Consider the following 17,730-nt stretch of genomic DNA (forward strand, 5'->3'; position numbering starts at 1 on the left):
TCACCCGCGCGCCTTGTCGGCAATGACGGCAAAACCGCAATGGTGATGCCGGTGTTGTAACGAATAAGTCCGTGACGCCCGCGTAATTGAAAAGAAGTGAATAGCCATGGCTGACAGTTTCAAATTCGATCTCGTTTCCCCGGAACGTCTGCTCGTTTCCGAAACGGTTACGGAAGTCGTCATCCCGGCTACGCTGGGTGAGATGACGGTTCTGGCCAATCACGCGCCGACGATGACGACGATCAAGCCGGGTCTGGTAACGGTGAAGTTCGCCTCCGGTGAGACGCATAAATACGTCGTTTTCGGCGGTTTTGCCGACATTCTCCCGACCGGTTGCACGCTTTTGGCTGAATCTGCGGTTTCGGCCGATGATATGTCCCCCGACACGCTGCAGAAGCGCATCGATGCGGCCAAGTCCGAAATCGAAGAAGGCAATCATCACCACGAGCATCTGACCAAGCTTGAAAAGCACCTTTACGAGTTGACGAACCTGCATGAGGTTCTCGTCGCTGCTTGAAAGCACCGGGCGGGTTCGAAAGAATGACTGCCCACAAAATATTGAAAACAAACAAGCGGCCTCTTCGGTCGCTTTTTTGTTTTTCGGGTGCCTCTCAACTATCTCATGAGAAAGCCGTCTTTCTTTTTTTAGGCACGTGTTTCGAGCCGCTTGAACCAGTTCCGGGGCATTCCCGTAAGAGGGTTGCGGTTTTTACGGAACGCGCTTCAGGAAGTTGATTCCGGTTTTCAGAGCTATAGGCTAGATTTGGTTTCGAAAAAGGATGCGGCCTCTTGATCGGGAATGAGACGGGGCAGGTGTTCGTTGTAGAAGGAAGATCGCCGTGTCGGCAGAGGCAAGTTACCGAAGGGTCGCAAGAACCGGTCTGCGAGAAGGGGTGGTAACGGAGGGCAGCCGTGCCGTGCCGGAGGAGGTGCCGGTCGCTTTTTCTTATGGTGGCAGCACCCATGCCGTGATGATGGCCAGCCCGGCTGATCTCATCGATTTCGCCGTTGGTTTCAGCCTGACAGAAGGCATCATATCGTCACGCGCCGAAATCCAGGCTGTTGAAGTGGTCGAGGCCGGGCAGGGATTTGATGTTCAGGTGGATTTGCGGGATGCCAATGCCGATGCGTTGCGGGCAAGACGGCGACATATGGCGGGTCCGGTGGGCTGCGGCCTGTGCGGTATTGAATCCATAGAGCAGGCGGTTCGCCTCGTGCCGGATTTGAGCGGTGTGGAAATTTCCTTTGACGGTCATGACATTGTTGCTGCGATGAAAGCGCTGCACGACGCCCAAAGCCTTAACCGCGAGACGAGGGCCGTTCACGGCGTCGGTTTTTACAGCGCTGAAGGCGGTCTGCTGGTGGCGCGGGAAGACGTCGGCCGCCACAACGCGCTCGACAAGCTGGCCGGCGCGGTCATCAACGCGGGCATATCTTCCGGTGTTGGCATGGTCTGTGTCACCAGCCGTCTGTCGGTGGAGATGGTTCAGAAGACGGCGATCCTCGGCAGTGCCGTTCTGGCGGCCATTTCTGCACCGACCGCGCTGGCCATCGAAACGGCCGAGGAAGCGGGCATCACACTTGTTGCGCTGGTGCGGGGTGAAGACTTTGAAATCTTCACCCGCGCGGATCGCATTATTTTCTAGCTTTAGAGCATTTCCAATAAAAGTGCGCAGCGGTTTTACGTCCGGAAAATGCGCAAAACAAAGGGTTAGATCGTTTTCGCGTTTCGGAGAAAAGCGGAGATGCTCTAAGGCCGTCGCCTTTGGTGGCCATCCTGTTTCAGAGGGCTAAAACTCCGCCCATTCGGCTACGGCATTTCCCTGAGACCTCGTTGCGGTGGCATATCGAGGTTGTGGTGTCGGCAGTCTGGTGACCATCGCTGGCTTTTTGTCGGTTGGCCGGGCCGGTGATGCCGATGCCCCGTGCGATATTCTGAATTGCCGCAGCAATTCGTGCAGGGTTTCCGCTTCATTGGCGAGGCCGTGGCTGGCGGCCGTGGTTTCCTCCACCATGGCGGCGTTTTTCTGGGTCGCCTGGTCCATGATGTTGACGGCCTGATTGATTTCCCTCAGCCCGTTCGCCTGTTCGCGCGAGGCCTCAACGATGGCGGAGACGTTAGCATCGATTTCGCCCATCTGGGACTGGATATCCCGCAAGGCGCTACCGGTTCTGCCGACCAGATCAACACCATTGGCAACCTGTTCGCGTGAGGTATTGATAAGCGACTTGATTTCCTTGGCCGCGCGGGCGGATCGCTGCGCAAGTTCCCGCACTTCTTGCGCCACGACTGCGAAACCCTTGCCTGCTTCACCGGCGCGGGCGGCTTCGACGCCCGCATTCAGCGCGAGAAGATTGGTCTGGAAGGCAATGTCGTCGATGACGCCGATGATGTTGGTGATTTCGCCGGACGAGCGCGAGATTGCGTCCATGGCGGAAATCGCCTGCTGAACGATCTCGCCGGAATGTTCGGCATGGTCTTTCGTCCGTAGTACCAACTTACCGGCATCGCCGGCGCGCTGGCTGGCATCGGTAACAGTGGTGGTGATTTCTTCCAATGCGGCTGCCGTCTCTTCCAGTGAGGCGGCCTGCTGTTCGGTGCGCTGCGAGAGCTGATCGGCTGCAATACGGATCTCGCCTGAACCGGATGCGATGGTGGAGGCGTTGTGGGCGATGGTCTGCATTGTGGACTGAAGCTTGCCGACAACCTCGTTGAAGTCGTGGCGCAATTTTTCCATGCTGGGTACGAAGCCATTGTCGAGGCGCTGCACGAGGTCGCCATCGGCCAGCGCCTGCAGGCCATTGGCTAGAACGGTGATGGCGCTCATACGCGGTGTCACGTCGGTGGCAAATTTCACCACTTTCACCACCTTGCCGGTGTCATCCAGCACCGGATTATAGGCGGCCTGGATCCATATTTCCTTGCCGTTTTTGCCATAACGCACGAATTCATCCGAGATGAATTCCCCCGATGCCAGCCGTTGCCAGAAATTGCCATAGGCGGGTGACGCCGCATAGGCGGGATCGCAGAACATGCGGTGGTGTTTGCCCTCGATTTCCTTGAGGTCGTAATTCACCGTGGCGCAGAAATTCGGATTGGCGGTGATGATCGTGCCGTCGGGAAAAAATTCGATGGTGGCCTGCGAGCGGGAGAGTGCTTCCAGTTTGCCGGCGTCTTCCGCAGCCTTGATCTTCTTGGCGGTGATATCGGTGGCGATCTTGATCACCTTGTAGGGCTTGCTCGAACGAAAAACCGGGTTGTAGGAAGCCTCGATCCAGATGACCGCGCCGTCCTTGCGGATACGCCGATATTCCTTGGCCTGAAACTCGCCACGGGCGAGAGATTCCCAGAACTCCTGATAGGCACGCGATGCGGCGAAATCGCCGTCGCAGAAGATGCGATGATGCTTGCCGGTGATTTCGGCGAGATCATAACCCAGCGCCACGCAGAAATTGCCGTTTGCCGTGAGAATATTACCTTTGAGATCGAACTCTATGACTGCCTGCGATCTGGAGATCGCATCGAGCATGTTTCGGTTATCTGCGCTTTTCCCTAACCCCAGCATTGGACGTCCCCCGAATATCGGCCACGGCGCGGCCAACCGCATAAGAGGATGCGGTCCGCGCCGTATCATGTTGAACAACGAACAGGTTTGCCGCAGAAAGCGGCAATGCAGGCACTTGCGTCTTATCGGCCTAGGTCAGGTATCGGACCCGCGAGATGGCGTGTCGGTGCGGTACTGATTTTCAGCTTTTAATATTAGATATCTATAATATTAAAATGTTCTTATTTAAAAACGCAGGAGTAGAAAAAACAAAACCGCCGGGCGATGCTCCGGCGGTCTGGTCTGATTGTCGGTATTTGGAACGAAACAGGCTCGTCTCTTTTGCATGCGTCAGAATGCGGACCGGTAAGGAAAAGCCGGCCAATAGGCGGGCTTAAGCCGCGAGATCTTCCGCTTCGGTTCCCTTGAACATCTTGGCGAGGTTCAGGAAGCAGATCATGCCGTGTTCGTTGGCGATGATGCCTTCGGAATAGGACTTGTCAAAAGAGGCGGAGATTTCCGGAACCGGCTGTACCTGATTTGCCGGGATCGTCAGAATGTCGGACACGCGATCAACCAGCATGCCGATGACCATGTTGTGCACTTCGGCCACCACGATGGCGCTTCTCTCATTGGCGACGGTGCTTTTCATGCCGAGCTTGTGGGCCAGATCGATGATCGGAATGACCGAGCCACGCAGGTTCATGACGCCGATAACGTCTTTCGGCGCGTGGGGAATAGGCGTGGAAGGCGCCCAGCCGCGAATTTCGCGGATAGTCGTCGTCTTCACGCAGAATTCCTGATCGTGCAGGCGGAACGCGATGATTTCCAGCGTCTCACCGCCAAAATTGGTAGAGTTTATCATTGCCATCAGAATTCTTCCCAATGCTCGCTGTGGAGGCCGGCGCAAGTGCACCGACACTTGCATATGCGGATTTGGCGTTCTGCCTGGTGCCTGAACAGCCGGAAACAATATTTCCGTCTTCATTCAATGATTGTTATCATGAGATGGTTTCGCAAACCTAAATGCGCACGGCTCTGGAGCGTTTTCGCTTTTCTTTGAATGCGAAAACGCTCTCTCTTTGATTTACGCATTGTCCGAACGTAAAACCGCTACGCACTTTGACTGGAGTGCTTAGTATTCTTTCTCGTAAAATATACCGGCTGCACCTTCGCCATCGCCGCCCGCCTCACCGCGCAGTTTCACACCGCGCCCGACATCGAGGTTGATGATGGCTTTGGCACCGGATTCACCGCTCTGCTCCAATTCGAGATAGGTTCTCTCATTGAGATATTTGCCGGCGGAAACGCGGGCCTGGCCTTCTGAATCGGTCGAAATATCCAGATCATCGACGCCGAGATTGCTTCTGAGCTTGTCGAACAGCGAGGTTGAGCGACCGCCGGCCAGTTGTGCGGCGGCATCTGCCAGCCGGGCGATCTGCAGAGCGGAGAGTTTCGACATGGACTGGCCAAAGATCAGCTGCGCCATGACTTCATCCTGCGGCAGCGCGGGGGCCGAGGAGAAGGCGAATGTCGGGTCGTTGGCATTGCCGGAAACCGCAACCGTGACGGTGGTTGAACCGACCGTCGAATCCGCCTTCATATCGAGAACCGGGATAAGGCCGCCACCGAAGCTGATGTTGCCGGTGGTGAAATCAAGACGACGGGTGAGGATTTCCAGCCTGCCACGACGCATTTCAAAACCGCCCGAAATGACGGGGACAGCCGCCGTGCCGCGGATCGTCAGATTGCCGATCAGTTCCGCATCGATTCCGCGTCCGCGCACGAAGATGCCGCTCGGTGCATTCACCTGCAGATCGAGATTGATGGTGGAAGAGCTGCCGCTGCCGCCCTGATCGCCACCGAGCGCTTTCGCCTGCGCGCGCACCTTTGGCGGGGCGTTCTTGTGCTTGATGTCGATTTCCGTCAACGAGGCCGGGAGTTTTTCCGGAATGGTGATGGCGCTTCTGTCCAGCGTCAGGTTGCCGCCAAGCACGGGGGAATTCAGCAACGGGCCTTTCAGCGTCAATGTGCCGCTCACCACCGTCGTCACCAGTGTGCCGTCATTATAACCGGCACGATCGAGTGTGATCGATATATCGGCAGGGAAACCCGACCCGCCGGCTATGCCGACGCTGCCGGTTCCCGAGATCGTTCCGCCGCCCGCCAGCTTACCTGTCAGGCGGGAAATGATGGCGCGGTCGCGATCGAAGGTGATGGTTGCTCCCAGTCCGTTGACGGTCAGGTTCCGGCGCACGTCGGTCAGGCGCGTGCTATCGGTGGTGATGCTGCCGGTAACAACAGGTGCTGTGGCGCTGCCAGAAATTTTCACGTCGATGGCGGCCGTGCCGTCCACATCGAGACCCTGCGCTGCGGTTTGCGCCGCAACCGCGGAGAAGGGCAACCTGCCGGTAAAGGCCATCGAAAGCGGGCGATTGCCGGCGATGCCGAGAGAACCGCCGCCCGAGAGCGCCATGCCGCCCTGACCGGTCACATTCGTATCGATCTGTAGCGTGCCGCCGGCGAAACGGCCGTTCGCCTTGATGCCAAGTGCTGCAAGCCCGGCGGCGCGGGTCTGCGAGACCTCGGCATTTGCCCAGTTGAGATTATAATCGACCGAGGGGTCGGATGCCGCGCCCTTGGCGCTGACGGTGCCGGATATGCTGCCTGCCGCATCCAGCCCGGCAGCGAAGGCATTTGCAAGACTGGCGGGAAGCGACCGGATATCGGCATTGATGTCGAGCGCCGATCCGGCGGTGCCGTTGACCTCAATGCGCCCGTCGCCGGTGATGATTGTCAGATCGGAGATGCGCGCCGTGCCATTCTGAATGGCAATGGTGCTTGGTTTTTCAAGCCGCACGGCAATGCCCTTGGGGGCGGCGGAAAAGGCGTCGAGCCTTACCGTCATCGGCGTTCCGCCGGTATCGGCGCTGCCCTTCACCACCAGCGGTGCATTGTCGTAACGGCCGTTGACGTCGAATTGCGTTGTCGTGCCGGAATGGCCGATGGTGGCGTTCAGGCCGGAAATCGAGGCGGCGCCGGCATTGACGCTGTCGGCACTGACCTTGCCGTTGATCGCGAGCGCCTGCAGGTCGTCGATGGAGATATCGGCGGCGAGTTTGGAGATTGTCGTCGTGCCCTGACGGATGCTGCCGCCATTGGCCTTTATCGTCGCGGCGATCCGGCCATTGGCGTTGCTCAGGGCGATATCGCCGGCAATATCGCCATCCGCCTGCTGCGCGGCAAGTGCGGCCAGCAGGGCAAGATCGGGGAAATTGAACGAAAGATTACCCGTGGGCAGGAATTGCTGCGAGAATTGCAGCTGCCCGTTCAGCAGGTTACGGCCCACGGCCACATGCAGTTCAGGTATCGCCGTACCGTTCTCCGTTTGCACCACATTGGCGTTGGCATCGATCTTCTGCCGGTCGAGGCTGCCGCTGGCGGTGAGCTTCGCCTGCGGTGCTGCGGGATCAGCCTTGCCTGTGGCATTGATTTTCAGTGCTTCGAGGGTTCGTCCGGCAAGGATAGCGCTTTCGGAACTCAGGGCGATGTTGAAATCAGGTGCAGACACTGCGCCGCGGGCATCGATTGCAAACTTTGCGACACCCTTTGCCTGCGGTGTCAGCTTTTCGAGAGCGGGAAATTTGCCGGTCAGGCTGGCGCTTAGCGCGTCGTTTTCGAGGCTGACATTGCCCGCCGCCTCTATCGTACCGGATTTGACGGTGAGGTTCTCAACGCTGGTGCGCCCGCCAATGGTGAGGTCGATATCGCCCTGCAGGGCGATTGTGGTGTCGAATTTTTCTGCGAGCGCCGGCGGCAGGATGGCCGGCAGGGCGAAGAGCTGCACACTGGAGGTCAGGCGATTATTGGCGAGATCGAAACTGCCGTTCAGAGTTCCGCCGACACTGGCGCTTTCGAGCGTTGCACCGTCAAAGCCGATGGCGGAAGAGGTGAGGCTGAGTGGCGCCTTGATGGCGAGTGGCGCACGCACCAGCCTGTCGATATCAGGGCTGACGAAGGATGATTGCGTAACTGACAGGACGGTGGCGATGGTGCCGCTGCGGCTGGCGATGTTGAGGTCGGTGCTTTCGGCCGTCAGTTTGACATCGTCAAGCCGGCCCTGGGGCAGGGCAAGGCTGCGCAATGATGCCGTGGTCTTCAGGTGTGCGGCATCCGCGTTGCCTTTCAGGGAAAGGTCAAGGCCGTTGATGAGGGCCTGAACTTCGCCATTGCTGAGAGGCCAGCGGAAATCGACGGGACCGGCGGTGCCGATGAGGTTGGCGGCAAGATCGTTTTGACCGTTCGGATCGATGGTGCCGGAAGCGGTCAGCAACAATGTGCCGGTCTCCAGCGTACTGCTGCCGATTTCGATACGGCCCTGCGGTGAGAGCGTGGCGTTTGCATCGAGCTTCGTCTCACCGGCAAAAAGCTGGCGGAAGGCGGGGGGAAGGAGCAGATCCGGCTGGCCACCGCCCGCGATCTCGATACGGCGCGTGCCGTCATCGCCAAGAGTATGGCGGCCGCTAACATTGACGACGGGGTTACCGGCGACACTGCCGCGCAGCGTGCCGGTCCAGTTGGAAAGCGGTCCTTCGCCGTTCACGTCGATTGCCACTGCGGGCGTACCGGGCAGCGAAAGCAGCGTGGCGAGAAGCCCGCCTTCGGGCTCCTTCATCTCCGCTTTCAGCTTCAGGACATTTTCATTCGGCAGGAAGGCGATGTCGGCATTCACGGCAGCATTTACAGCATTGATCCGATGGGCCGATAGCGACAGCCTGATATCGTCCCGGGCAGCCTTGAGATTACCTTCGGCCGTCAGCTCGAAAGGGCTGCCCAGAAGTGATTGGCCAAGGCTGATGTCGGGGAAGCTGAAATTATCGATGCCGACTTCAATCGGCAGCGACGAACTACCGGAGCTTTTGGTCGGCGTCTGTTCAGCGGCAAGCGGTTTACGCTCGACATCGATCGATCCGGCCGAGACCCGGTCGGCATGAAAGGTTCCGGCAAGCAGCGAGAGCGGCGACCAGTCGACGGCGATCTGGTTCACGCGGGCATAGGGTCCCTGCCGGTCTGAAAGGGTGACGTTGTCGAGCCGCAGTCGGCCGGTCAAAAGGCCGCTCGGGGGAGAAATCTCGATCGTCTGATCGGGCGTCGATACAAGTGCTGAAATCTGCTTCGCTGCAATTCTGGCGCCCATCGGTGTAAACCCGACAAACAGAACCGCAAGCAGCACCAGCACCACGCCGCACAAGGCAACGTAGCCCAGCCATTTCAGCAATCGAATCAACATTTTCATCAAAGGTAATCTACACTCTGCTTCAAGGGTGTTCGATGGTGGCGTTTAAAAAGACTGGCCGATGCCAGCATAAATGCCGAAACTGTTACCGCCATCATATTTATCAAGCGGCATGGCGACGTCGAGACGCAAAGGCCCGAAGGGCGTTGCGTAACGCAGGCCAATGCCGGCGCCCGCCCGGATATCGGAAAAATCTGGCGCCACATCTTCCGATACTACACCCGCATCGATGAAAGGCACGATGCCGATCGTATCGGTGACCTTGATGCGGGCCTCAACGGAGCCGACCACATAGGAGCGGCCGCCGGTCGCGTCGCCCGCTGCATTATAGGGTGATATTTCCTGATAGCTGTAACCGCGCACCGATCCGCCGCCGCCTGCATAAAAGCGCCGTGTGGTGGGGATGTCCTGCAGGTTGCTGCCGCCCACGAGCACGCCGCCGGAAAGCTTTCCGGCCATGATCAGCCGGTCTTCCGCGCCAAGCCCCTTGTAACCGCTGATCGAGCCTTCGAACGACGAGAAGAACGTGCCGTTCAGCGCCTCATAGCTGGGCTTGGCGGCAATCGACGCACGAAAACCTTCGGTGGGGTTGAGTTTGTCGTCGCGTGTATCGCGAACGAATTCCAGCGGGATGGAGGTGGTCAGATATTCATTCTTGCCGAAGGCGTCTTCGGTATCGGCCCATTGCACCTCGAGACCGGCGGCGGCGGTGTCGGTGTCGTTGAGCTCGTAGGCAAAACCGGCCGTGCCCGTCACCGTCTTGGCGTCGTATGTGTCGGGGTGTTCGGTCTTGGCGATCAGGCTTGTCTTGAAGGTCGTACGCGGATTGAACATGCCGGGCTTGATGAAGGTGATGCCGGCCGAATAATCCATGCCTTCGACGCTTGATGCCTCGGCGATGCGCGAGACCGATCCTTCGATACGCAGCGACTCCGCCTGTCCGAACAGGTTTCTGTGGCCCCAATATCCCTGAAGGCCGATGCCTTCGGTGGTGGAATATTGCGCGCCGACGCCGAAATAGCGGTGCTTGCCTTCAGACACTTCGATGGTGAGCGGAATTGTGCCGTCGCGCGCCAGCGTGCCCGCTTCCTTGATCGTCAGGCTGGAGAAGACGCCCAGCTGGCGTAGCCGATCCGCAGCCTTGCGCAGCTTTTCCGGCGAATAGGGTTCGCCGCCATTGAGGCGCGAATAACGGCGGATGAAATCGCCATCGACGGTTTTTTCGCCGGTGACGGTAACCGTGCCCAGTGGGGCAACCGGCCCGCCTGCTGCAGCCATGGTAATGTCAACCGTGTTCGTCGCGTGGTTTGCCACCGCCTCGCGTTTCGTCAGCTTGGCAAGCGGACGGCCTTCGGCCTTCAAATCGTCGATAAGCTTGTTGCCGGCGCGGATGATTGCCAGAGATCCGGCCTCGCCGCCGGTGGTCAGGCCGTATTCTTCAAGGTTGCGGCCCGTCACATCGCCTTCGAGCCGGACGCTGCCCAGCGTGAATTTCGGACCTGGCGTCACCGTTATAACCACCGGTACGGGCGCGCTGTGATCAAAGACGGGATTGGGCGGCAGGGCATCCACATCCTTGCCGGCGAGGGTGACCTTGACGATGCCGCCGTAACGCGCGTTTTCGTAAAGCGCGGCGATCAGCCTGTCCCTGTCGTCTCTCGCCTTTATCAGGAGGCCGAGATCACCGGAGGCGGGCTTGTCCTTGTCGGCGAGAAGAAGCGAGCTGTTTTCCAGGCTGCCTTTCAGCGACTTATCTGCTTCACCTGCGTCAAGCGTGACGGCATATTTGACCGGATTGATGACTTCAACCTCCGGTTCTTCCGAACCCCAGAGGCGCACACCGAACAGTTTGAAGGCAAAGGCGTCACGGGTAAACGCCGGATACAGGGCGAACGTGAAAGCAACCGCAAGTGCGGTGCCAGCTTTCCGATACGCAATACCTGTCTTCGGGTTAGTTCGTGTTCTTCGCATAAGCTGCTTTATGGTTGAGCATTTATTTTGGCTCCAACCCGTTTCCTGTCCGTTAACATTGCAATTTAATCATAAATAAACGGCGTTGAGGACCCTTTGACTTGCATTTTGCCCGCCTTAACGCAAAAAGCCCCGGGTGACCGGGGCTTCTGTGCAACGGTATTTCGCGGTGCGATTAACGGCAACGCGCCGTGTAACGCTGACCGTACTGGTCGCGATAATAGCAATAGCCCGGCTCGGAAGCATTGCCGATCAAGGCACCGCCTACACCGCCGATGGCCGCACCCACTGCTGCGCCACGAACATTGCCCGTGATAGCGCCGCCAAGGACCGCACCGGAAACGGCACCGATCGAAGCACCCTTTTCGGTCTGCGTGCAGCTTGCAAGCGACAGGCCGACCAGCGCAAATATGATTGCCTTTTTCATGAAACTCTCTCCAACGTTACAATGAGCTCTTCGGCTCGGTAGGCGTCCCATATTTATCTGCGGCGACTGCTACCTCCGACCGCCACAGATAACTAACAATTCGATGTCGTTTAGGGAAGCCTCCTGTTTCGGGGATTCCGCCGAGCGTAAATCGATTGCGTGCCAGACAACGGGGCTACGCGAAAAAGGTTCCAAAATTCGTGGTTTTTTGATGTGAATCAATTTTGTACTTTTCATCGACGGCTATAAACGGTTTATTGGAATGGTTCAAAACAACGGCGAATTGACGCAGACGCGGTTAAAGTGGCCCGAAAGGGTTGACGGTCCCGGTAGCGGAGCGGAAAACGGTCTGGTCAATTCTGGAGCATGGCATGGACTTCGAGGCATTTTTCACGACGGAACTGCAAAGCTTGCATTCTGAGGGACGTTATCGCGTTTTTGCGGATATCGAACGCCAGCAGGGCAATTTTCCCCGCGCGACACGGTATAACGCCAATGGCGAGCGCAAGGACGTAACGGTCTGGTGCTCCAACGACTATCTCGGCATGGGCCAGAACCCGAAAGTCATCGAAGCCATGAAAGCGGCGATCGATCACTGTGGCGCGGGTGCGGGAGGCACCCGGAATATTTCTGGTACCAACCATTATCATGTCTTGCTCGAACAGGAACTTGCCGATCTGCACGGCAAGGAATCGGCGCTGATCTTCACCTCGGGTTATGTGTCCAACTGGGCAACACTCGGCACACTCGGCCAGAAGATTCCGGGCCTCATCATTTTCTCCGATGCGCTGAACCATGCTTCGATGATCGAGGGCATTCGTTATGGCCGTTGCGAGCGAGTGATCTGGAAGCACAACGATCTCGAAGATCTCGAGGCAAAGCTCAAGGCTGCCGATCCGAACGCGCCGAAGCTCATCGCCTTTGAATCCGTCTATTCGATGGATGGCGATATCGCGCCGATCAAGGAAATCTGCGATCTGGCCGATCGTTATGGCGCCATGACCTATCTCGACGAAGTTCACGCGGTTGGCATGTACGGTCCGCGCGGCGGCGGCATTGCCGAGCGCGAAGGCCTGATGGATCGCCTGACGATCATCGAGGGAACGCTTGGCAAGGCCTTCGGCGTCATGGGCGGTTATATTACCGGTTCGACGGCGGTCTGCGATTTCATCCGCTCTTTCGCCTCCGGCTTCATCTTCACCACGGCCCTGCCGCCGTCGCTTGCTGCCGGTGCCATTGCCTCGATCCAGCATCTGAAGGCCAGCCCCTTCGAGCGCGCCCGCCATCAGGACCGGGTGCGCAAGCTGCGCGGCCTTCTCGACGCGCGCGGCATTCCGCATATGGACAATCCAAGCCACATCGTGCCTGTCATGGTGGGCGATGCCGCCAAGTGCAAGTGGATTTCGGATATCCTGCTCGACAATCACGGCGTCTATGTGCAGCCGATCAATTATCCGACCGTGCCGCGAAAGACAGAGCGCCTGCGTATTACCCCGACGCCGCTGCATACCGATGCCGATATTGAGCAGTTGGTCGGTGCGTTGCATCAGCTCTGGTCACATTGCGCGCTGGCGCGGGCGGTGGCGTGAGGCCCGACTGAGTTCAAGGGTAAGAGAAGCGAACGCGGAGAGGTGAGATGCAGACATCGATCCAGTATCCCGAACCGGAAGATTTCATAGCCGCGCTCGCAAAGCCATTCGATAGCGAAGCCGTCACGAAGATCGTGGCACCTTTTGGTGTGAGTTGGTCGGATGCCATCAAACTCGACAGGGATCTGGCGATATTTGATCTCAGCGCGGCAACGTTCGGCGTGGATTTCCATTTCAAAGACCGGGCTCTCGGGAACGAAAGCGATGGCCATTCCGTTGGTGAGGGTCCGAACCTGCTGATGAGTTGCGCTTGCTGGGGTTATGAAAAAGGTGTCGAAACCTATGGCGGGTCTTTGTGGAAAGACCTTCGTTTCTCGGACACCAAGGTCGACGCAATTGCCAAACTGGGCGAGCCGGACCGGGTCGGACGATATGATATTCACCAATGGATCTTGCCGGATTTCAAGCTGTCGATCCACTGGAACAGTCCAGACAAAATCCGCGTCATCTCTTACTGGATGATATCGGAATAGGCGGCCGGCGCGCCGGCATATCAGGGTGATGCCAACCCTTTGAGACCGTGTTTCTATGGCGTGCCGTTCAAGCCGCTTTTCCAATGTCCGTGACTATTTCCATTGCATGATCCCGAGCTTCCCTGTCTGCCGCAAACACATCTTCAATCGTGGCGGCGGACCGGCCGTCATGCATGCGGTTCATGACCGTTTCGACGATTTCAGCCATATCGAGGAAGCCGATGCCGCCCGCAACGAAGGCGTGAAAGGCGGTTTCTTCGGCTGCATTCAGGACAGCACCCTGTAAACCGCCACGCTCCAGCGCCATACGGGCGAGCCGCAGCGCGGGGAAGCGGGCTTCATCCGGTGCCTCGAAATCGAGCCGCGCCAGTTTTGCGAAATCCAGCCGCGCAACGTTCAGATTGCCGCGCTGCGGATAGGTAAGGGCATAGGAGATGGCGGTGCGCATGTCGGGTGAACCGAGCTGGGCGATATAGGAACCGTCGCTGTAACCGACCATCGAATGTATGATCGATTGCGGATGGACGATCACCTCAACCTGATCGGGTCTGAGATCGAAGAGGTATTTCGCCTCGATCATTTCCAGCCCCTTGTTGAACATGGAGGCGCTGCCGATGGAGACCTTCAGCCCCATCGACCAGTTGGGATGGGCGCGGGCAATATCGGCCGTGACATTGGCCATCTCGTCGCGCGACCAGGTGCGGAATGGCCCGCCGGAGGCCGTCAGCACAATACGCTCCACGGCCTGTTTGTGATCCCCCGTCAGGCACTGGAAGATCGCGCTATGTTCGCTATCGACCGGGATCAGCCTGCCGCCGCCCTGTTTGACCGTGCGCAGAAAAACATCGCCGGCTGAAACGAGGCATTCCTTGTTGGCAAGGGCGATATCGGCGCCGCGCCGGGCGGCTGTCAGCGTCGGGGCAAGGCCAGGCGTCCCGGCAATCGCCGCCATCACCCAGCCGGCCTCCATCGAAGCCGCTTCTTCAAGGCCGGATTTGCCAGCCGCGACTTTTACACCGGTGCCGGCAAGGGCGGATTTCAATTCTTCATATTTGTCATCTTCGGCCGTCACCACCATCTGTGCGCTGAATTGACGCGCCTGCTCTGCCAGAAGCGCGATATTTCCCGCGCCGGTCAGCGCCATGATCTGGAATTGGTCGCGGCCGCCCAGTTGACGCACGACATCCAGCGTGTTGGTGCCGATCGAACCGGTCGAACCCAATATCGTCAGTTTGCGTGGCATTTCACTGGCATTCGTCATCTTCGGTCCGTCGGTATTGTGCGGTTCGCACCTTTTAGAGCATGTCATTCTTGCGAAACCGCTGCACGGTTTCGGTGACATGCATTAGCCTCTACTCGCGAAAATCAGCCATAACAAGGATAAAGCCCGGCTATTGTTTTTGCGGATGGCAAAGCCATATGCAAGAAAAACGATGAGAGGACTTAGATGCGACGTTTCCTGGTTTCCAGCGGATGGATTTTTGCGGCAAGCCTTGTGCTGGTGCTGGTCTTTATTCCTCTCGATCCACGTCTTTCCGAAAGCGCGCAGGCCCTGCCCGGAACGATCGTCTCCTTCAATCGCGCCATCACCGATTTCGGAACCTTCAGTTGGATGCTTTATTCCACGGGCGCCCTTGCCATTCTCGCCTATGTCGGCGCACGGGTCTTGCAGGCGCAGACCTATGCGGGGCGCTTGAGAACAGCATGGCGGCTTCTCGCCTATTTTTTCCTGACGATCGGAACGGCGAGCATTCTCGTCCATACGCTGAAATTCCTGATCGGGCGGGCGCGGCCGGAGCTTTTCCTGGAAATCGGCGCCTATAGCCTCACCCCATTTACCGGGGATAATCTCTATGAGAGCTTTCCTTCCGGCCATTCGACCGCTGCAGGAGCATTTTTCGGTGTTTTTGCCATGCTGATGCCGCGCTTCCGCTGGGCGTTTCTTTTGCTTGCCCTTGTCATCGGCGTTTCCCGTGTCATCGTTGGCGCGCATTATCCAAGCGACGTTGCCGCCGGGCTGTTGCTCGGTATGTGGACGGCCATGGCCTTCGCTTTTATCTTTGCCCGGTCCGAAATGCTGTTTCGGTTCGATGCCTATGGCTGGCCGCAGCCGAAAAATGCAAATCTTCCGGTAGCGGATCCACGATAGGGACGTTTACGGGGCGGAAACGGAGAGATGTGATGGAAGAAGCGAAAGTCGCGCCGGAAAATGACGGCAGGGCCGTTCAGCACATCCGCACCTCCGTTGCCATTGCCGGCGGTGGGCCGGCGGGTGTGATGCTTGGCCTGCTGCTTGCGCGCAGCGGTATCGATGTGACGGTGGTCGAAAAACACGGAGATTTCCTGCGCGATTTTCGCGGCGACACCATCCACCCTTCCACGCTTGAACTGATGGAGCAGCTGGGTTTCATCGAGGAGTTTCTGAGCCTGCCGCATACCCGTGCGCCGCGGCTGAATGCGGTTATCGGCGATGAGCGCATCACGATTGCGGATTTTTCCCGGTTACCGGTCCGCTATCGCTTCATTGCCTTCATGCCGCAATGGGATTTTCTCAATTTCATCGTCGGCAAGGCCGGACAATATGAGAACTTCCGGCTGCTGATGAATGCGCCGGTCACTGGCCTGATCGAGCGTGATGGGCGCGTCGGCGGTCTCATCGCCAATACACCTGATGGTGTGATCGAGATCGCCGCTGATCTGGTGGTGGGTGCGGATGGCCGCAACTCCATCGTCCGCGAGGCGGCGGGGCTCGAAATCCAGCGGTTCGGTATTCCGACCGAGGTGCTGTGGATGCGCCTTTCGAAACAGCCGGGCGATTCGACCGAAACCATGGGTCATGTAGGCTCCCGACAGGGTTTCGTGATGATCAACCGGGGCGATTACTGGCAATGCGGTTATGTGGTGCGCAAGGGGTTTTTCGCGGACATCAAGCTGCAGGGACTTGAGGCGTTCAGGGACAGGGTGGCGGAAATCTGCCCTTTCCCGCGCGAGAGGCTTGACGAGCTTACGAGCTGGGATGATGTGCATCTGCTGACTGTTCGCATCGACCGGTTGAAGCGCTGGTGGAAACCCGGTCTGATCTGCATTGGGGACGCGGCCCATGCGATGTCGCCGGTTGGCGGTGTCGGCGTCAATCTGGCCGTTCAGGATGCCGTTGCTGCGGCCAATGTGCTCGTACCGGTGCTCTTGTCCGGTCGGGCCATTACCGATGACGATCTCGCCGCAATCGAAAAACGGCGGTCCTTCCCAACCAAGGCCACGCAATTTCTGCAACGGATGATGCGTATCGGTCGCAAGAAGGGGCAGGCGGAGAAGGCGGAAAAGCCGAAAGGTCCGCCGGCCTTCGTGCGGGCGATCATGCGATTTCCGCTTTTTGCCCATTTGACGGGCCGCCTGGTCGGGCTGGGCTTCCGCCGGGAAAAGATCGAGACATAAGACCGCTCAGGCAGGGAGGGCGATTTCCTTCTCATATTTCAGGCCGATAACGGCAGAGCCGATCAGCCCCGGCTCGATCCGGCAAATGGCAGGCACGACCAGCGGGCGGTTGAAACGCCGGAGAACGCGGCTTCTGACCGCTTCGTCCAGAGCGGCCAGAAGTTCCCTTGAATTAGAAAGCCCGCCGCCGACAGGCACGATGGTCGCGCCGGTGACGTTGATGACCATCGCCAGCGGCGAGGCGAGAATATCGATGAGGACATCGATGGTTCTTGAAGCCTGCGCATCGCCCGCCTGCCAGGCGGAGATGATGTCCTCGCTGGTCATCTCCTGCCGGTGAAGATGCAGGTGCAACTTTTCCATGCCACGGGCGCTGCCGATGGCATCAACGCAACCGGTGAGGCCACAGCCGCACTCAAAACGCGGCAGCGCTACCGGCGGGTTGCCGGCCAGGGTTGCTGCCACCGGTCCATGGCCCCATTCGCCGGCGAAACCACCGTCGCTGTTGATGAGCCTGCCATCGATGACCAGTCCGCCGCCGACACCCGTTCCGAGGATGACGCCGAAGACGACACGATGGCCCTGTCCGGAGCCGATTTCCGATTCGGCGATCACGAAACAATCGGCATCGTTTGAAACGATGACGGGAAGGTTCAGAGCTTTTTCCAACTCGTCCTTCAACACCCGGCCATGGATACTCTGAATATTGGCAACGGTGGCCTTGCCGGTTTCGGGATCGATGACACCGGCAATCGACAGCGACACGCAGGCGGGTGTGCCGCCGCTATTGTCGATGACGGATTTGAGGCCGGCCGCGAAGTCTTCGAAACTGGTTTTCGGCGTCGGTATGCGCGGCACGGGGCGAATATCATCCGGGGCATAAGCAATCGCCCCCTTGATGGTCGTTCCGCCAATATCGAAACAAACGATCATT

At 58.4% G+C, this 17,730-nt stretch carries 13 protein-coding genes; 6 read left to right on the forward strand and 7 right to left on the reverse strand.

The features are described 5' to 3' along the window. The first annotated feature begins 106 nt into the window (after window positions 1-106). Both DXT96_RS16325 and fdhD read left to right on the forward strand, forming a co-directional pair. Window positions 107-517, forward strand: coding sequence for a F0F1 ATP synthase subunit epsilon (locus tag DXT96_RS16325; protein ID WP_149900540.1), 411 nt, complete (start codon window positions 107-109; stop codon window positions 515-517). A gap of 322 nt (window positions 518-839) precedes the next feature. Then, on the forward strand, window positions 840-1,646 hold the full coding sequence (fdhD, locus tag DXT96_RS16330) for a formate dehydrogenase accessory sulfurtransferase FdhD (protein ID WP_371418895.1): 807 nt from the start codon (window positions 840-842) through the stop codon (window positions 1,644-1,646). Between the two features lie 144 nt (window positions 1,647-1,790). On the opposite strand, the gene DXT96_RS16335 is transcribed toward fdhD, so the two are convergent. The 5 genes from DXT96_RS16335 to DXT96_RS16360 form a co-directional block, all read right to left on the reverse strand. Continuing rightward, window positions 1,791-3,566 carry a methyl-accepting chemotaxis protein gene (locus tag DXT96_RS16335; RefSeq protein WP_153515540.1) on the reverse strand — a complete coding sequence of 592 codons (1,776 nt, stop codon included), beginning with the start codon at window positions 3,564-3,566 and terminating at the stop codon, window positions 1,791-1,793. A 373-nt stretch (window positions 3,567-3,939) separates the two neighbouring features. Beyond that, a complete protein-coding gene (locus DXT96_RS16340; RefSeq protein ID WP_003504949.1) occupies window positions 3,940-4,416 on the reverse strand; it encodes a chemotaxis protein CheW in 477 nt (158 codons plus the stop codon). Between the two features lie 264 nt (window positions 4,417-4,680). Next, complete coding sequence (locus DXT96_RS16350) at window positions 4,681-8,841, reverse strand: translocation/assembly module TamB domain-containing protein (protein WP_153515542.1); 4,161 nt, start codon at window positions 8,839-8,841, stop codon at window positions 4,681-4,683. A 45-nt stretch (window positions 8,842-8,886) separates the two neighbouring features. Continuing rightward, entirely contained in the window at window positions 8,887-10,812 is a 1,926-nt protein-coding gene (locus DXT96_RS16355) for an autotransporter assembly complex family protein (protein WP_153515543.1), read from the reverse strand. A gap of 175 nt (window positions 10,813-10,987) precedes the next feature. After that, on the reverse strand, window positions 10,988-11,239 hold the full coding sequence (locus tag DXT96_RS16360; RefSeq protein ID WP_003492347.1) for a YMGG-like glycine zipper-containing protein: 252 nt from the start codon (window positions 11,237-11,239) through the stop codon (window positions 10,988-10,990). 371 nt (window positions 11,240-11,610) lie between these two features. Here DXT96_RS16360 and hemA point away from each other — a divergent pair, with 371 nt between their 5' ends. Both hemA and DXT96_RS16370 read left to right on the forward strand, forming a co-directional pair. Further along, window positions 11,611-12,828 (forward strand): 5-aminolevulinate synthase, encoded by a 1,218-nt coding sequence (gene hemA, locus DXT96_RS16365; protein WP_045021181.1) that lies wholly within the window; start codon window positions 11,611-11,613, stop codon window positions 12,826-12,828. Between the two features lie 47 nt (window positions 12,829-12,875). Continuing rightward, a complete protein-coding gene (locus tag DXT96_RS16370; protein ID WP_153515544.1) occupies window positions 12,876-13,361 on the forward strand; it encodes a hypothetical protein in 486 nt (161 codons plus the stop codon). Between the two features lie 67 nt (window positions 13,362-13,428). On the opposite strand, the gene dxr is transcribed toward DXT96_RS16370, so the two are convergent. Next, entirely contained in the window at window positions 13,429-14,622 is a 1,194-nt protein-coding gene (gene dxr / locus DXT96_RS16375) for a 1-deoxy-D-xylulose-5-phosphate reductoisomerase (protein WP_153515545.1), read from the reverse strand. 186 nt (window positions 14,623-14,808) lie between these two features. Here dxr and DXT96_RS16380 point away from each other — a divergent pair, with 186 nt between their 5' ends. Continuing rightward, window positions 14,809-15,510 carry a phosphatase PAP2 family protein gene (locus DXT96_RS16380; protein WP_153515546.1) on the forward strand — a complete coding sequence of 234 codons (702 nt, stop codon included), beginning with the start codon at window positions 14,809-14,811 and terminating at the stop codon, window positions 15,508-15,510. A 32-nt stretch (window positions 15,511-15,542) separates the two neighbouring features. After that, window positions 15,543-16,796 carry an FAD-dependent oxidoreductase gene (locus DXT96_RS16385; RefSeq protein ID WP_153515547.1) on the forward strand — a complete coding sequence of 418 codons (1,254 nt, stop codon included), beginning with the start codon at window positions 15,543-15,545 and terminating at the stop codon, window positions 16,794-16,796. A gap of 6 nt (window positions 16,797-16,802) precedes the next feature. Here DXT96_RS16385 and DXT96_RS16390 read toward each other — a convergent pair whose 3' ends face one another. Continuing rightward, the gene (locus DXT96_RS16390) at window positions 16,803-17,729 is read right to left on the reverse strand and encodes an ROK family protein (RefSeq protein ID WP_149900549.1); all 927 of its coding nucleotides are present in this window, start codon (window positions 17,727-17,729) and stop codon (window positions 16,803-16,805) included. Window position 17,730 lies beyond the last annotated feature (1 nt).

Source organism: Agrobacterium sp. ICMP 6402 (assembly GCF_009498615.1).
Classification (GTDB): Bacteria; Pseudomonadota; Alphaproteobacteria; order Rhizobiales; family Rhizobiaceae; genus Agrobacterium; species Agrobacterium burrii.

Coding starts and splice junctions, on each gene's coding strand:
- DXT96_RS16340 (WP_003504949.1), bottom strand. CDS start 4,416: ATGGCAATGATAAACTCTACCAATTTTGGCGGTGAGACGCTGGAAATC.
- DXT96_RS16370 (WP_153515544.1), top strand. CDS start 12,876: ATGCAGACATCGATCCAGTATCCCGAACCGGAAGATTTCATAGCCGCG.
- hemA (WP_045021181.1), top strand. CDS start 11,611: ATGGACTTCGAGGCATTTTTCACGACGGAACTGCAAAGCTTGCATTCT.
- DXT96_RS16355 (WP_153515543.1), bottom strand. CDS start 10,812: ATGCGAAGAACACGAACTAACCCGAAGACAGGTATTGCGTATCGGAAA.
- DXT96_RS16350 (WP_153515542.1), bottom strand. CDS start 8,841: ATGAAAATGTTGATTCGATTGCTGAAATGGCTGGGCTACGTTGCCTTG.
- DXT96_RS16325 (WP_149900540.1), top strand. CDS start 107: ATGGCTGACAGTTTCAAATTCGATCTCGTTTCCCCGGAACGTCTGCTC.
- DXT96_RS16380 (WP_153515546.1), top strand. CDS start 14,809: ATGCGACGTTTCCTGGTTTCCAGCGGATGGATTTTTGCGGCAAGCCTT.
- dxr (WP_153515545.1), bottom strand. CDS start 14,622: ATGACGAATGCCAGTGAAATGCCACGCAAACTGACGATATTGGGTTCG.
- DXT96_RS16390 (WP_149900549.1), bottom strand. CDS start 17,729: ATGATCGTTTGTTTCGATATTGGCGGAACGACCATCAAGGGGGCGATT.
- DXT96_RS16385 (WP_153515547.1), top strand. CDS start 15,543: ATGGAAGAAGCGAAAGTCGCGCCGGAAAATGACGGCAGGGCCGTTCAG.
- DXT96_RS16360 (WP_003492347.1), bottom strand. CDS start 11,239: ATGAAAAAGGCAATCATATTTGCGCTGGTCGGCCTGTCGCTTGCAAGC.
- DXT96_RS16335 (WP_153515540.1), bottom strand. CDS start 3,566: ATGCTGGGGTTAGGGAAAAGCGCAGATAACCGAAACATGCTCGATGCG.